Genomic DNA, 13,954 nt, shown 5'->3' on the forward strand with positions numbered 1-13,954 from the left:
GGAAGATGTTTCTGGCGGGCGAACCCGCAACGGCTTTGGCATGGGAGTCTCCGAACAAAGCCGCCCTAGAATGAGAGATAACGTGCTGCGTCACTGTCTCGTGGAGTGTAGGCGCGTAGGGCTGCGCGTAGCCCTGCAGGCTCGCGTAGCGTTCTGCGTTGAAGGCGGAGAGATCAGACTTCCCGCTGCCTACGTAGTCGAACAAGACCTGTCGATGGGTGCTGGCAAATGCCGGAGTGACGCGGCTCCACATGTTCTGGTTGCAACCGAAGCCGTGCGCATAGAGCAGCACGGGACCACTGTCGCCTTCGATGTGGACGTTGTTGCGCGCGAGGATGTTCATCTTGAGCCTGTCGGTGAAGGCGGGATTCCAGCGGGTTTTCAGTTCACGGCGGAGTGCAGGTGCTCTTGGTCCCTGTTCGGGTTGCGCTTCAATGAGTGGTGCCGGGAAGGGAAACCTTTCAGCTGGATGCAAGACCTGCACCGTCAGGCCCTCAAACCGCTGACGGTGCTGTCATCACCAACCATGAGCCCGACGCTTCCAGCCAGCCGTAGCGGTCCGAGGTGCGACCGCCAAACAGGCAGGCGATCGTCTGCGGACCGGAACCTTTGGCGCGCTCAGGTGCAGCCTGTAGATCTGCGAAGGGCGGCCCGCAAACGACCGTGGCAGTTGGTGGGCTTGTCGACACAGGTCGCGAGCGAGCGACCACCTTCAAGCGCAGAGCCGAGCACGCGGGAGGGCGCTGCAAGCTCGCTGCACATCGAGCGATCAACGGCCCCGGTACGGCAGCGGTCGTTGTGATCCGGTCCCCGCAGGCATCGCGACCACCCTCACCCTCCTCCGCATTTGACTTCTGTTGCGCTTGCCTGCGTTAGTGCTGTCCGCCCGCACTGGCCAACGGCATCTGCATGCAGCCCATTCCGAGTTTTGAAGTGGTGATGAACGCCGGGTCCGGCCGTACCAAGGCGCAGGCGCGCAAGGCCTGCGTGGAGCGCGTGCTGCGCGAGGGCGGGCGCAAGGTGGAGGTGCGGCTGGTGCGGCACCCGCGCGAGCTGCCGCAGCAGATCGCGGCGGCGATTGCAGCGGCGCAGGCGTCCGGTGGCGCCGTGGTGGCCGCCGGTGGCGATGGCACCATCAATGCGGTGGTGCAGCAGGTGCTGGGCAGCGGGCTGCTGTTCGGTGCGCTGCCGCAGGGCACGTTCAATTTCTTTGGCCGCAACCACGGCCTGTCGGAAGACATCGAAACCGCGGCGCGTGACCTGCTGCAGGCGCAGGTGCGCGAGGTGCAGGTCGGCCTGGTGAACGACCGGGTGTTTCTGATCAATGCCAGCCTGGGCCTGTATCGGCGCCTGCTGCAGGACCGCGAGCGCTACAAGCAGCGCCTGGGCCGCGCGCGCTGGGTGGCGCTTTGGGCCGGCCTGCGTACCCTGCTCGGCACGCACCGGCAGCTGAATCTGTGCATGCGCGGGCCGCAGGGCGAGGTCAGTGAAGAGGTGTTGACCCTGGTGGCCTGCAACAACCGGCTGCAGCTCGAAGGCATGGGGCTGGATGCAGCGGGCTCGGTTGAGAAGGGCCGCTTGCTCGGTGTCCGGCTGCGGCCACAGTCGCGAATGGCGCTGTTCAAGTTGGCGCTGCGCGGCTTGGCCGGGCGCTGGACCGACACTCCGGATGGCGAGGCCTTCGGTTTCGACTCGCTGCTGGTGACGCCGACCTCGGCGCGTCGCGCCACGGTGCGGGTGGGCCTGGATGGCGAAGTGGTGCGGATGCGCCCGCCGCTGGAGTTCAAGGTTTCCGAGCAACGCTTGTCGCTGCTGGTGCCGGCCGATGCCGGGAGCAGCGGCGTATGAGTCTGCTGCTGCACATCTCGGACACCCACTTCGGCACCGAGCTGCCCCAGGTGGTTGGGGCGCTGGTCGATCTGGTGCACGCGCAGCGGCCGGATCTGCTGGTGCTGTCGGGCGATATCACCCAGCGCGCCACCGCGGCGCAGTTCGGGCGCGCGCGGGCATTTTTGGAGGCGCTGCCGGCGCTGCCCAAACTGGTGTTGGCGGGGAATCACGATGTGCCGCTGTTCAACCTCTGGCAGCGAGTGCTGCAGCCGTATGCGCGCTTCCGGCGCGGGCTGGGCCTGCACGAGCTGGCGCCGCGATTGGACCAGGCGGGTTTCACGCTGATCGGGGTCAAGACCACGCGGCGACGGCGGCATATCGATGGCGAGATCTCGGCCGAGCAGGTCGAGCAGGTGGCCGCGGCGCTGGAGCGCGCGGCGCCGGATCAGCTGAAGGTGGTGGTGACCCACCAGCCGCTGTGGGTGCATCGCAGCGAGGATCTGCACAACCGCTGCCGCGGTGCCGATGCAGCGCTGCAGCGCTGGACGCAGGCCGGGGCGGACCTGTTCCTGGCCGGGCACATCCACTGGCCGTTCGTCGAGCCGCTGCCGCAGCGTGCGGGCAGCTGGGCGGTCAATGCGGGCACGGCGGTATCGCAGCGCCTGCGCGCGGGCATTCCGAATTCGTGCAACTTGATCCGCTTCGACCGCGCTGAGCGCCGCTGCGAAGTTGAGCGCTGGGATTGCCCGCTGGATGGCCAGGGCTTTCGCCGGGTCGGCCTGCAGGCGCTTGAACTGAGCTGAGTTGAGCGCGAGCTACTCGACCTCGATCCGCACCACCGCCGGTTTGATCCGCTCGACCAGGGTTTCGAGGTTGCCGGGCTCGCTGCCGAGGCTGTCGCCAGCGCTGCTGAGCAGCGGGCCGAGATAGCTCGATTTCACCGCGTAGTTGACGTTCTGCGGCAGGTCGCCGGTGTAGCGGAACACGCGCTCGGCGGCGAGCTTGGAGGTGATGATGCCGACCACTTCGCCGCGCATGTTCAGCAGCGGGCCGCCGCTGTTGCCGCCCTGCACCGGCACCGACACCTGATACGTGCGCGGGTCGTCGCGCAGGCCGGTCTGGCTGTTGACGATGCCGGTCGACAGCTTGGCATTGGCGCCCATGATGCTGGTGAGCGGAAAGCCGAGCGTGAACACGTCGGCGCCCATGGGCGCCTCGGCGCTGGCCAGCGGCAGGCCGGCCGGCAGGTTCGGCAGATCGATCTGCAGCACGGCCAGATCAGCCGCCTGATCGCTGCCGGCCACACGCGCGCCTGCGCTGCGGCCGTCGGCCAGGAACACGGTGATGCGCTCGGCGCCCTCGATCACATGGTGATTGGTGGCGATGCGGCCGCCGACCACGAAGCCGCTGCCGCCGCGTGCTCCGCGCGAGTGCGGAGCGGCACCGGCATCGCCACCGGCCTCGGCCACGCTGCCCGGGCGCAGGCGGCCGAAGTTGCCGCGCATGCAGTGGGTGTGCACCAGGTTGGAGATCGCCAGCCCGGTCTGGCGGTTGCCGACGTGGGTGTAGATGTAGTTGACGACTTCCTGGATCGCGGCGTCGTCGACCAGGTCGGCGATTTCGGTCTCGATGTTGCGCGCGCTGGCGATCGCGTGGTCGCGTGGGCTGCCGCGGTTCATCGCATCGCCGACCCGGGCGGCGTAGCGCTGCACCGCGCCGCAGTAGCCAGTGCGGGCAGGGTCCACGGCGCGCGCATCGGCACGCAGCTGAACTTCTTGGGCTTCGCCCGGCGGCGGCGTCTGGCTGTACTGCACCCGCCCCTGCGCATCGACCCAGCGATACACCTTCTGCGCCTGCGCGGGTGTCAACGCCAGCAGCAGCACCAGGGCCAGCGTCGCGGCGATCGATGGAATCACGGTGCGCATACGCAAGCCCAAAGGGGGAACGGAGACGACGATGCTATCAGCGTGCCGAACGGGCGGTCGCCGGCTTGTCGCGGCGGCTCAGCTGTCTGCCGGCAGCGCGCTCGAAGTCGCCAGCACAACGCGATTACCGCCGGCCAGTTTGGCCGCGTACATGGCCGCATCCGCGCGCGCGATCAGCGCGGCCGCGCTGCGTGCGTGCTCCGGGTAGAGGGCGATGCCGATACTCGGCGACACCGATTCCGGGTTGCCGAGTGACACCAGCGGCTGCTCCAGCAGGATGCGCAGTTTCTCGGCCACGGCTTCGGCGCCGGCCGCGCTGCCGATGCCGTTCAACAGCAGCACGAATTCATCGCCGCCCATGCGCGCCACGGTGTCGGAACCGCGCACCGCGCTTTGCAGGCGCTCGGCCACTTCACACAGCAGACGATCGCCGCTGGCATGGCCGTAGCGGTCGTTGATCTGCTTGAAGCGATCAAGGTCGAGGTACAGCAGGGCCACCCCGCTGCAGCTGCTTGCGGCCGCCGCCATTGCGGCCTGCAGGCGATCTTCGAACAGGGCGCGGTTGGGCAGATCGGTCAGCGGATCATGCCGGGCCATGTGCAGCAGCCGGGTTTCGGCCTGCTTGCGTTCGATCAGGGTGCCGACCTGGGCCGACACGAAGCCGAGCAGGTCGCTGTCGGCATCGCTGTAGGTTGCCAGCGCTGATTCACCGGCCACCGCCAGCACGCCCAGCGTCTGCGTACCGGCCCGTAGCGGCACCACCAGCCAAGTCAGGCCGTCGTGCTGCATACGCGTCGGCACCGCAGCAGCAAGCACCTGTTCCAGCTGCTGCGCGGTGCAGGGCGGTGTCTGGGTTTCCGCGGGCCCTTCGGGTCCGCCGTGGTAGGGGAACTCGTAGTTGCCTTCATCCAGGCGAAGTGCCAGACACAGCCGACCTGCCGGCAGCAGGCCGGACAGGATCAACTGCAGCTGACGGCACAGTGCCGGCAGGTCGGCCGCCGCGTGGGCGGCCTCGGAAATGGCGTACAGCGCCGATTGCACGCGCTGCGCGCGCTTGAGTGCGGTGACATCACGGGCCACGCCGATCCGCAGCCGGGCGTCTTCCGACCAGCGCGCCGACCACATCAGGTCCACCGTATGTCCATCGCGATGCAGATAGCGGTTCTCGAAGTGGCGCTGCGCTTCCCCCTGCATCACCCGGGCGGCGCTGAGCAGGGTGCGTTCGCGGTCATCCGGGTGCATGAAGTCGGCGATCGGGCGCCCCACCAGCTCCTGCGGGGTGTAGCCCAGGATCTCGGTGATCGCCGCATTGACGTAGACGAAACGGCCGCTGCGATCCACCATGCAGACCGCGTCCAGCAGCAGGTCGAGCAGGCGATCGAGCGAGGGCTTGTCGCGATCCGGGTTGGAACAGGCCAAGTCCATCAGCGTTTTCCGGCGCCAACAGATTCCACCTGGCGGCCACCCTGGAAACCGTCAGCGCATCCCGTCAGCAGGTGGAGGAACCCATCCATGTCATCCAACCTCATCGCTTGGTTCGAGATCTACGTTCAGGACATCGGCCGCGCTCGAGCGTTCTACGAACAGGTGCTCGGCTGCACCCTGTCGCGACTGCCGGTGGAGGCCGTCGAGATGTGGGCATTTCCAGGCCCCACGCCCGAGGCGCCCGCGCCGGGAGCGCTGATGCAAGTCCCGGGCCTGCCCTCGGGCGGCAACAGCTGTGTGCTGTATCTCCACTGCGCCGACTGCGCTGAAGCAGCGGCGCGGGTGGAGGCCGCCGGCGGCCAGCTCCGGCGGCCGAAGATGTCGATCGGCAGCTACGGCTTCGTCGCTCTCGCGCTGGACACCGAGGGCAATTTGTTCGGGCTGCTTTCGTCGGTTTGAGGGCAGATCGGCGCGCGCTCTGATCAGCGCGGTTGCGGGGTGCCGAACAGGATCTTGCGCTGCTCCGCGCTCATCTCGCCGGTGCGTTCCCAGGCGCGGCCTTTGGCATACGCGGCCACCGTTGCCGGCCGCGCGGCAATCGCGGCGAACCAGCGCGCGACCTCGGGGTAATCGGCCAGATCGATGCTCTGCCGGGCATGCGGCACCACCCACGGATAGCAGGCCATGTCGGCGATGCTGTAGTCGCCGGCGATGAACTCGCGCCCGGCCAGCCGGCGATCAAGCACGCCGTACAGGCGCGCGGTTTCGCGGGTGTAGCGGTCGATCGCGTAGGGCACTTTCTCCGGCGCGTAGATGTTGAAGTGATGGTTCTGGCCCAGCATCGGGCCGAAACCGGCCATCTGCCAGAACAGCCATTGCAGCACCTCATAGCGACCGTGCAGATCGGCTGGCAGGAAGCGCCCGGTTTTCTCGGCCAGGTACAGCAGGATCGCACCGGACTCGAACACGCTGATCGGCGCTCCGCCGCCGGCCGGGGCGTGATCGACCAGGGCGGGCATGCGGTTGTTGGGGGCGATCTTCAGGAAGGCGGGCTCGAACTGCGCGCCGCTGCCGATGTCGACCGGCACGATGCGGTAGTCGAGCGCGCACTCCTCCAGCAGCAGGGTGATTTTGTGGCCGTTGGGCGTGGGCCAGTAATGCAGATCGAGCATGGCGGTGGATCTCTACTTGATGAGGCCGAACCGGATTGTGCACTGCCTGGGTGAAGCCATGCCGAGCGGCCGAGCGCGAAGCCGAAGCGGTGATGGCCGTGGCGTGCGCACCACGACGATGGCGATCACTTCCGCGGCACAGGCCACTGCACGCGCGCGAGCGAGCGAGTTGCCGCCACCGTTTGGCCTCGGCATCGGGCGACAGGCGTCGACCAACGGCCAGGACCCTCGGTGGTCGAGCGGTGTTCGCGCAAACGGACTGCAGCACGCGCTGCAGTCGTTTGCTCCGTTGCTCACGGCGCACCAGTGCCTGACTGTCCAGTCGACCTGCGACGGGGACTGTCAGGCCAACAGCCCGTTGTATGCAGGCGCAGATGTTGGCCCACGGAACACTTCGGCGACTTCGAGCGGGCAGCGTAGAGAAGGGGCTCCAGCTAGTCAGCCGCGTCGCGCCGCAGTCATCTTCCTTTCAGGCGCACCATCGCGACGCCCAACAGCAGCGCCAACATTGCGCCAAGCCCCCAGGCACTGGTCGTCGGAATGATCGTGCCCGCGGGCGCGCCCGCGCCGCCAACCGTCTGTTGATGCACTTGGAACAACAGGAAGTTGATGTTGTAGGGAATCTGCAGACTGCCGACCTGCTGCTCCGGCACGCGCGCATACACCTCGTACTGTCCCGGAATCGATCCCGCAGCAAAGGTGGTGGACGTCGCCAGACCGGTGGCGTCCGACACCACCCCAGGGCTGCCGTTCGACGCATTGAATCGACCATAGAGCGCGGCCCGCGGACAACCGCCGCCGGGCGGTGGGAGGAGGTCAAGGCAATGGTTGACGTAGAACTCCACCAGCACGCCGGGAATGGGCTGGCCCTGAGCGTTCGTCACCCTGACCGCGAACGGGGGCTCCGCGACCCCGCCTGCCAACATGATCCGCGTCGAGCCGTTCACTGCTTCCATGTTGGGAACCAGGGTCTGCGCGTGTGCAGCCGCGCATGACAGCAACAGGCAGAGCAACAAGCAGCGCGCGAAGCCGCCACCACGCTGAAGCGTCCCGCGCGCCGGAGCCAGATACAGAAAATTCACTGATCGATCCTCCAATTGATACGAAAGGGTGCAAATGCGCCGAACGGTGCAATCCCGCGCTGGCGCCGATGGGTGCTGCTTGCTCATCAAACCTGATCGTGGGGCCTGCATGCTCGCTGGCCCTTGACGCTCTGGGAACTCACGCCCGCGTCGCGGCGGCTGAGTATGGAGGCCGCCATCCGCGTGCGCAGGACCGGGAGCACGCATAGAGTGCCAAAGGCGTACGCGCGAGGCCATCCTTTGCGGGCTTCGGGCGTAAACGCTCGCGAGAGACGACCACGCGGGCCCGTGCTGTCGCGATGCCGCGGACTTCACGCATGTGCAGCGCGTGCACCCCTCGCGTCGCGTGCCTACACGGCGGCGGGGCTGTTCCATTCGCCACGCACGAACGCCGATGTCGACGCGAGTTTGAACCTCTTGCTGCATCGGTCAGTTCGCTTGACGGCGATATCTGTTCGCTCAGCGAGCAAAGGCGACCGCGCCTCAAACCGGCGAGCGCAGCAGCAACAGCAGGCAGATCGTCAGCATGAACACGGCGATGAAGCCGTCCAGCACCCGCCAGGCCAGCGGCCTGCGGAACACCGGCAGCAGCAGACGCGCGCCGAAGCCCAAGCTTGAGAACCAGACCACGCTGGCGCTGCAGGCGCCCGCGGCAAACGCCCATCGGGCCGAGCCCGGGTACTGGGTGGAGAGGCTGCCCAGCAGCACCATGGTGTCGAGATAGACATGTGGGTTGAGGAAGGTGAACGCGAGCGCCGACAGCAGTACGTGCCGCCAGCTGGTCGGGCCCTGTTGCGCGGGGTCCAAACCACCGGTTCCACGCCAGGCGCGCTGCGCCGCCATCAGGCCATACACGGCAAGAAAGGCAGCACCGCCGTAGCGCAGCGCCTGCAGCAGGCCCGGCCATTCGAGCACCAGCGCGCCAATGCCGACCACGCCACACAGGATCAGGCCGATGTCGCCGAGCATGCACACCGCGACCACGAGGCTGACATGGCGGCCCTGCAAACCCTGGCGGAGGACGAAGGCGTTCTGCGCGCCGATGGCGATGATGAGGCCGGCACTGGCGACGAATCCGGCCAAGGCGGTTGCGAGGAGCATGGGGGTGCACCCGGGAGAAAGTCCGGCCATGCTGCGGTGCCGGTGGAAGTAAGGCCAGCGAGCAATCCTGTAGGCTCGTAAGACTTTCTAATGCGGAGCATCGCCGGTGCTTGTTCACCCCCAGCTCGCCGCATTTGCCGCGGTGCTTGAGGAAGGCAGCTTCGATGCCGCCGCGCGGCGGCTGTCGGTCACGCCGTCGGCGGTGTCGCAGCGGATCAAGGCACTGGAAGACCGGCTCGGCCAGGTGCTGGTCGTGCGTCACCTGCCGTGCCGACCCACGCCAGCCGGCGAACAGCTGCTGCGCCGGGTGCGGCCGATGCAGGCACTGGAGGCGGAGGCACTGGCCGAGTTCGCGCCGGAACAACAGGCCGGCGCGGTAACGCGCTCGATCGCCATCGCGGTCAACGACGACTCGCTGGAGACCTGGTTTCTGGCCGCGATTGCGCAGCTGCATCAACAGTTCGGCTACGTGTTCGACGTACGCGTCGACGACCAGGACCACACCCTGGGCCTGTTGCGCGATGGCAGCGTGCTGGGCGCGATCACTTCGGTGTCGACACCGCTGCAGGGCTGCAATGTGCACTCGCTCGGCAGCATGCGCTATCGAGCGATCGCCTCGCCCGAGTACGCCGCGCGCTACTTCGCCGCGGGCATGAACGCCGCGTCCCTTGCCAAGGCGCCGATGATCGTGTTCAACCGCAAGGACGAACTGCAGTGGCGCTTCGTGCGTCGAATCACCCGCGCGCGGCTGACCCCGCCCGTGCACTACATTCCGACCTCCTCCGGTTTCATCGTCGCCGCAGCGCGCGGTCTTGGCTGGTGCCTGGCCCCGGAAGCCCTGATCGCGCCGGCCCTGCAGGCCAGGGCCATCGTCGTCACCGACCCGACCCGTTGGCTCGACCTGCCGCTGTACTGGCAGCACGCTGCGGTTGCGTCCAGCACCCTGCAGCGGATCAGCCGTGCTCTGCGCGATGCGGCGGAGGCCGCGCTGCGCAGCTGAACCTGCAGCAAGCGGAGGCCGTTCCGCCCGCCACCCGGCAGCGGGCGCATGTGGTCAATCAATCGCGAGAGAACATGACGCGGACGCCCTGCGTGCCGAGTGCTTGCGCCAGACCGCCCGGGCCCTCCACGCGACCCAGCCGGGTGTAGGCATACGACGAGCGGAAGCTGAGATAGAAGACCACCAGCGTGTCAGTGCCGAAGAGCATCAGATCGCCACTGCGGATTGTTCCAGGTGGTTCCGCAGTCGCGCGCAGTGCTTGGGGCAGTTCGGCGTACTTCTCGTTGCGGTTGAGATCACGCATGTCCAACGTCAGCGGCAGTTGCGCGGCGAATGCACGGCCGGCCGCGGTGTCGGCCAAGCGGATGGCGAAGCGTTGATTGCCGACGGTCATCCACATGCGCGCATCCTCCGCAGAAGCAAACGCTGCAGCGCCGGGCCCGGCGGTGACTGCAGAGATCCTGGGTTGAACTGCAGCGAGCGCGAGCAGCGCCACCCAACCGAATGCGCAGAACACTGCGCGGCGATGAGCACACCGTCGCCCGCCCACTCAATCCAACCGTGACTTGAAGAAGTTTTCCAGCGTGCCCCACGGTATCAGCGCGGTGCGATCGTACAGATCCACGTGCCCCGCGCCCTCGACCACGACCAGCTCCTTCGGCTCGCCAGCCAGTCGATACGCGGCCTCGCTGAACTCCCGCGAGTGCGCGGCATCGCCGGTGATGAACAGCATCGGCCGCGGCGAGATGGTCTCGATGTCGGCGAACGGGTAGAAGTTCATGAACTTTACATTGCTGGTCAGCGTGGGTCGGGTGGTCACCTGCGGCGATGAGCCCGCCGGCGTGAACTCACCGCGCGGGGTGCGATAGAAGTCGTAGAACTCGCGCTGGATCGGATGCGTGTCGGCCTCCAGCGTGTGAACCGTGCCGCCGGTATGGGCGATTTCGCCGCCAGCGAACTCGACGTCGCGCTGGGCCGCGGCCGCTGCGATCACGGCCTTGCGGTCTTCCACCGAGACGGCGTTCCTCAAGCCGCTGCGGTTGGCCGCGCCCATGTCGTACATGCTGACGGTTGCGATCGCGCGGATGCGCGGGTCGATCTTGGCGGCGCTGATGACAAAGCTGCCGCTGCCGCAGATACCGAGCGCGCCGACCCGATCCTTGTCGACAAAGGACTGGCTGCGCAGGAAGTCGACCGCCGCGCTGAAGTCTTCGGTGTAGATGTCCGGCGCGACCGCATTGCGCGGCTGTCCCGCGCTTTCGCCCCAGAACGACAAATCGATCGCGAGGGTCACGAAGCCCTGTTCGGCCAGCTTGGTGGCGTAGAGGTTGGAGCTCTGCTCCTTCACCGCGCCCATCGGGTGGCCGACCACAATGGCGGCGTGCTGTGCGCTGCGATCAAGCCCGTTCGGGATGAACAGATTCCCTGCCACCACCATCTGATATTGATTGCGGAAGCTGACTTTCTGCACGCTCACCTCGTCGCTGGTGTAGAAGTTGTCGGCGGCACGCGACAGGTCAGCGGCGGTCGCCGCCAGCGGGTGAAGCATCAACGCGATCAGCGCGATTGCGGTTTTCATGCGGATGTCCTGGGGGCCGTCAGTGAGTGCGGCCATTCTCCGCGCGCGAAATCTCCTTGATTAGACGATGAATTCTTCTATGCCCTATTAGCTGAACTAATCAGTCTGACGTGCCAGACTGACGCCATGGCACGCCGCAACCTCAATGATTTGCTGGCCTTCGTCGCGGTGGCGAGAGAAGGCAGCTTCACCCGCGCCGGTGCGATGCTGGGGGTGAGCCAGTCCGCGCTGAGCCAGGCGATCAAGGCGTTGGAGGAGCGGCTGCAGATCCGGCTTCTGACCCGCACCACACGTAGCGTGTCGCCCACGCCGGCCGGTGAACGCCTGTTGCGGGCGATCGGCCACCGTTTCGACGAAATCGAATCCGAGCTCGATGCCCTGACCGAACTGCGCGACAAGCCGGCCGGCACGGTGCGGATCACCTGCGGCGACCATGTGCTGCAGACCGTTCTGCTGCCGAAGCTGATGCCGCTGCTGCATGCCTATCCGGATATCCACATCGAGTTTGATGTCGCGTACGGATTCAGGGACATCGTGGCCGACCGCTTCGATGCCGGGGTCCGACTCGGCGAGGCGATCGACAGGGACATGATCGCCATGCCGATCGGGCCCAAGCTGCGGATGGCGGCGGTGGCATCACCGGCCTACTTTGCCAAGCATCCGCTGCCAAAGACACCTGGCGAGCTGGTCCGCCACCGCTGCATCAATATCCGGTTTCCGACGCACGGTGGCCTGTACGCCTGGGAATTCGAGCGTCGCGGCCGCGCGCTGAACGTGCGCGTTGACGGACAGCTCACCTTCAACACGTCGCCGCACATGGTTCTGGCTGCACTGGACGGTCTGGGCATCGCGTTTTTGCCCGAGCAGGAGTTCTCTCCGCACATCGTCGAAGGCCGCTTGCTGCGCGTGCTGGACGACTGGTGCCCGCCGTTCCCGGGCTATCACCTGTACTACCCCAGCCGACGCCAGCCCTCGCCCGCGTTTTCGCGGGTGGTCGACGCCTTGCGCGTGTAGCGGTTCACGGCGCGCCAGTCGGGCCAGCTCGCGAGCCCGATGTACCATCGCCGCTTCACCCCGCGCGCCGGAGCCCGCATGCCCGCTCACCTGCAACCTGCTGTCAGCCGAGCGTTGGTCGCCGCCTCACTGGCCCTGCTGCTGCCGTTCGCCGCGGCGGCCACGCCGCCTGGGCCGGTGACGCCGCTTGAGTTTCTGACCGAGGACGTCGGCGCGGCCAATCGGCTGGATGCCAACGGTCGATTGGTCGGGTTCAGCGCTGACGTGGTGCAGGCGCTGTGCGAGCAGCTGCAGCCGGGCTGTGCGATCGATGTGCTGCCCTGGAACCGTGCCTACCAGCGCCTGCTGCAGCAGCCGGACATCGCCCTGTTTGCGACCGCGCGCATTGCCGGGCGCGAAGGTTTGATGCAGTGGGTGGGGCCGCTGGCGGTGGCCGATTGGAGTTTCTACCGGCATCACGCGGAAACGCGGGTGGTGCAGTCGCTTGAGGATCTGAAAGCCGCGACAGCGATCGGCGTGGTGCGCGGTGATGCGCGCGAGCAGTACCTGCTCGAGATGGGCTTTGACAATCTGGTCGCAGCCAATCGCCCGGTCTCCAGCGCGCAGCAGCTGGCGCTGCGCCGGATCGACTACTGGTTCATCGACAACGCCGCGCTGGGCCCGGTGCTGGAGGAGGCCAAGCTCGCGCCCGAGCAGTTCGCGCACGCCTTCAGCGCACGCCGGATCTGCCTGTATCTCGCCCTGTCGACCAATGTGCCTGCGGCCACCGTGCAGCGCTGGCAGCAGGCGCTGGACGCGCTCAAGGCCGACGGGCGCTATGCGGCGATCATGGCAGCGGGCGGCTACAACAGCTTCAGCGTGCTGCTGCAACCGCCTTCGCCGAACGACCCGCAGTGCGCGCCGGGCGGCGCCGGCACGGTCGCGCCCTAGCAGCTACTGCAGCTTCTGCAGCCAGATCGACCGCCCCGGCACCGGGTCAACGCTGATCTGCCCCGGCAGGCTGAAGCGCAGCTCGGCGCGGTCGGCGCCCTCGAACTCGATGCTGAACAGGCCGACGGTGTCGACCTCGGCATTGGCCGCAGGCGTGAACACGCAGTCTGGATTGGGCGACTCCGCGGTGCAGCCGTAGGGCTGGCCGCTGGCCCGATAGACCAGGCCCTCGGCGCGCGAAGGCGTGACCCAGCGCGCTGCCCCCAGCACATGCCAGCGCGAGTCGCCGCTGGGCGTGAAGTTGAACCAGATGCCGGACAGCGATTCCTGCGCGCCCGCGCGCCGATGCTGCAGCAGCAGACCGGAGCCGCTGCGCGTCGGGTCGAACCAGGAGCCGTCGACATTGAAGGCGCTGATTGGTGTGGCGGCGGGATTGGCGCTCAGCACCACCAGCTCGTGCGCGCTGACCCAGCCGGCATTGGCTTCGACCACCACGACCTTGACCACGCCGATCGAGTCGTCGGCAAAGCGCAGCGGTTCCAGCCGACGCGCGAACGGGGTCAGCACAGCGGCACAGCCGCTGCCCGACGGCCGCGGCGCCAGTCGCAGCACCCGCTGTCGGCCAGTGCCTTCCAGCGCCAGCACTGTGGGCACGCAGCTGTCACGCCAGACCCCGCTGAATTCAAGCACCACCGGCACTCCGGCGCGGAGCACCTGCGGCGTGCCCGGCTCTGCCGAGAGCGAACGCAGCTGGAAGCCGTCGGCGGCGTTGGCCTGCGCCGGCGCGCCTGCGGCCAGCAACAGCGGGAGGGCACTGAGGAACACTCGAACGCAGGAGATCAATAGGGAATTCATGGCGCTGTACTCGTATGGCGGAATGGACGCGGCGCCGCTGG

Annotated in this window: 15 protein-coding genes; 6 read left to right on the forward strand and 9 right to left on the reverse strand. The window is 67.4% G+C overall.

Annotated features, from left to right (window positions below; all coding sequences use genetic code 11):
* On the reverse strand, positions 1-475 hold a 475-nt coding region (locus ACIQ7H_RS16170), incomplete at its 3' end, for an alpha/beta fold hydrolase (RefSeq protein WP_395793353.1).
* A 434-nt stretch (positions 476-909) separates the two neighbouring features.
* Here ACIQ7H_RS16170 and ACIQ7H_RS16175 point away from each other — a divergent pair.
* Positions 910-1,848 (forward strand): diacylglycerol/lipid kinase family protein, encoded by a 939-nt coding sequence (locus ACIQ7H_RS16175; protein ID WP_395793355.1) that lies wholly within the window; start codon positions 910-912, stop codon positions 1,846-1,848.
* On the forward strand, positions 1,845-2,633 hold the full coding sequence (locus ACIQ7H_RS16180; RefSeq protein WP_395793357.1) for a metallophosphoesterase family protein: 789 nt from the start codon (positions 1,845-1,847) through the stop codon (positions 2,631-2,633). The genes ACIQ7H_RS16175 and ACIQ7H_RS16180 overlap by 4 nt, the downstream gene beginning before the upstream one ends.
* 12 nt (positions 2,634-2,645) lie before the next feature.
* On the opposite strand, the gene ACIQ7H_RS16185 is transcribed toward ACIQ7H_RS16180, so the two are convergent.
* A complete protein-coding gene (locus ACIQ7H_RS16185; RefSeq protein ID WP_395793359.1) occupies positions 2,646-3,755 on the reverse strand; it encodes a trypsin-like peptidase domain-containing protein in 1,110 nt (369 codons plus the stop codon).
* Positions 3,756-3,833: 78 nt separating this feature from the next.
* Entirely contained in the window at positions 3,834-5,180 is a 1,347-nt protein-coding gene (locus tag ACIQ7H_RS16190) for a diguanylate cyclase domain-containing protein (RefSeq protein WP_395793361.1), read from the reverse strand.
* A gap of 87 nt (positions 5,181-5,267) precedes the next feature.
* Here ACIQ7H_RS16190 and ACIQ7H_RS16195 point away from each other — a divergent pair, with 87 nt between their 5' ends.
* On the forward strand, positions 5,268-5,639 hold the full coding sequence (locus ACIQ7H_RS16195; RefSeq protein ID WP_395793363.1) for a VOC family protein: 372 nt from the start codon (positions 5,268-5,270) through the stop codon (positions 5,637-5,639).
* A 23-nt stretch (positions 5,640-5,662) separates the two neighbouring features.
* On the opposite strand, the gene ACIQ7H_RS16200 is transcribed toward ACIQ7H_RS16195, so the two are convergent.
* From ACIQ7H_RS16200 to ACIQ7H_RS16210, 3 genes are all read right to left on the reverse strand, one after another.
* On the reverse strand, positions 5,663-6,352 hold the full coding sequence (locus tag ACIQ7H_RS16200) for a glutathione binding-like protein (RefSeq protein ID WP_395793365.1): 690 nt from the start codon (positions 6,350-6,352) through the stop codon (positions 5,663-5,665).
* Positions 6,353-6,810: 458 nt separating this feature from the next.
* Positions 6,811-7,434, reverse strand: a complete 624-nt coding sequence (locus ACIQ7H_RS16205) for a hypothetical protein (RefSeq protein ID WP_395793367.1) — start codon at positions 7,432-7,434, stop codon at positions 6,811-6,813.
* A 483-nt stretch (positions 7,435-7,917) separates the two neighbouring features.
* Positions 7,918-8,535 carry a LysE/ArgO family amino acid transporter gene (locus ACIQ7H_RS16210; RefSeq protein ID WP_395793369.1) on the reverse strand — a complete coding sequence of 206 codons (618 nt, stop codon included), beginning with the start codon at positions 8,533-8,535 and terminating at the stop codon, positions 7,918-7,920.
* A 106-nt stretch (positions 8,536-8,641) separates the two neighbouring features.
* On the opposite strand from ACIQ7H_RS16210, the gene ACIQ7H_RS16215 reads away from it, so the two are divergent.
* Positions 8,642-9,535 carry a LysR family transcriptional regulator ArgP gene (locus ACIQ7H_RS16215; protein ID WP_395793371.1) on the forward strand — a complete coding sequence of 298 codons (894 nt, stop codon included), beginning with the start codon at positions 8,642-8,644 and terminating at the stop codon, positions 9,533-9,535.
* Positions 9,536-9,593: 58 nt separating this feature from the next.
* Here ACIQ7H_RS16215 and ACIQ7H_RS16220 read toward each other — a convergent pair whose 3' ends face one another.
* On the reverse strand, positions 9,594-9,935 hold the full coding sequence (locus ACIQ7H_RS16220) for a cyclophilin-like fold protein (RefSeq protein WP_395793373.1): 342 nt from the start codon (positions 9,933-9,935) through the stop codon (positions 9,594-9,596).
* Between the two features lie 150 nt (positions 9,936-10,085).
* Positions 10,086-11,114: an alpha/beta hydrolase gene (locus ACIQ7H_RS16225; RefSeq protein WP_395793375.1), complete on the reverse strand. Its 1,029-nt coding sequence runs from the start codon at positions 11,112-11,114 to the stop codon at positions 10,086-10,088.
* A 126-nt stretch (positions 11,115-11,240) separates the two neighbouring features.
* On the opposite strand from ACIQ7H_RS16225, the gene ACIQ7H_RS16230 reads away from it, so the two are divergent.
* Together ACIQ7H_RS16230 and ACIQ7H_RS16235 are read left to right on the forward strand one after the other, a co-directional pair.
* Positions 11,241-12,128 (forward strand): LysR family transcriptional regulator, encoded by an 888-nt coding sequence (locus tag ACIQ7H_RS16230; protein ID WP_395793377.1) that lies wholly within the window; start codon positions 11,241-11,243, stop codon positions 12,126-12,128.
* Between the two features lie 78 nt (positions 12,129-12,206).
* Positions 12,207-13,058: a substrate-binding periplasmic protein gene (locus tag ACIQ7H_RS16235; protein ID WP_395793379.1), complete on the forward strand. Its 852-nt coding sequence runs from the start codon at positions 12,207-12,209 to the stop codon at positions 13,056-13,058.
* Positions 13,059-13,061: 3 nt separating this feature from the next.
* On the opposite strand, the gene ACIQ7H_RS16240 is transcribed toward ACIQ7H_RS16235, so the two are convergent.
* Complete coding sequence (locus ACIQ7H_RS16240; protein WP_395793381.1) at positions 13,062-13,913, reverse strand: hypothetical protein; 852 nt, start codon at positions 13,911-13,913, stop codon at positions 13,062-13,064.
* Between the last annotated feature and the right edge of the window lie 41 nt (positions 13,914-13,954).

Source organism: Aquimonas sp., from assembly GCF_044377145.1.
GTDB lineage: Bacteria > Pseudomonadota > Gammaproteobacteria > Xanthomonadales > Xanthomonadaceae > Aquimonas.

Coding starts and splice junctions, on each gene's coding strand:
- ACIQ7H_RS16235 (WP_395793379.1), top strand. CDS start 12,207: ATGCCCGCTCACCTGCAACCTGCTGTCAGCCGAGCGTTGGTCGCCGCC.
- ACIQ7H_RS16185 (WP_395793359.1), bottom strand. CDS start 3,755: ATGCGCACCGTGATTCCATCGATCGCCGCGACGCTGGCCCTGGTGCTG.
- ACIQ7H_RS16220 (WP_395793373.1), bottom strand. CDS start 9,935: ATGTGGATGACCGTCGGCAATCAACGCTTCGCCATCCGCTTGGCCGAC.
- ACIQ7H_RS16180 (WP_395793357.1), top strand. CDS start 1,845: ATGAGTCTGCTGCTGCACATCTCGGACACCCACTTCGGCACCGAGCTG.
- ACIQ7H_RS16230 (WP_395793377.1), top strand. CDS start 11,241: ATGGCACGCCGCAACCTCAATGATTTGCTGGCCTTCGTCGCGGTGGCG.
- ACIQ7H_RS16190 (WP_395793361.1), bottom strand. CDS start 5,180: ATGGACTTGGCCTGTTCCAACCCGGATCGCGACAAGCCCTCGCTCGAT.
- ACIQ7H_RS16225 (WP_395793375.1), bottom strand. CDS start 11,114: ATGAAAACCGCAATCGCGCTGATCGCGTTGATGCTTCACCCGCTGGCG.
- ACIQ7H_RS16240 (WP_395793381.1), bottom strand. CDS start 13,913: ATGAATTCCCTATTGATCTCCTGCGTTCGAGTGTTCCTCAGTGCCCTC.
- ACIQ7H_RS16195 (WP_395793363.1), top strand. CDS start 5,268: ATGTCATCCAACCTCATCGCTTGGTTCGAGATCTACGTTCAGGACATC.
- ACIQ7H_RS16210 (WP_395793369.1), bottom strand. CDS start 8,535: ATGCTCCTCGCAACCGCCTTGGCCGGATTCGTCGCCAGTGCCGGCCTC.
- ACIQ7H_RS16175 (WP_395793355.1), top strand. CDS start 910: ATGCAGCCCATTCCGAGTTTTGAAGTGGTGATGAACGCCGGGTCCGGC.
- ACIQ7H_RS16200 (WP_395793365.1), bottom strand. CDS start 6,352: ATGCTCGATCTGCATTACTGGCCCACGCCCAACGGCCACAAAATCACC.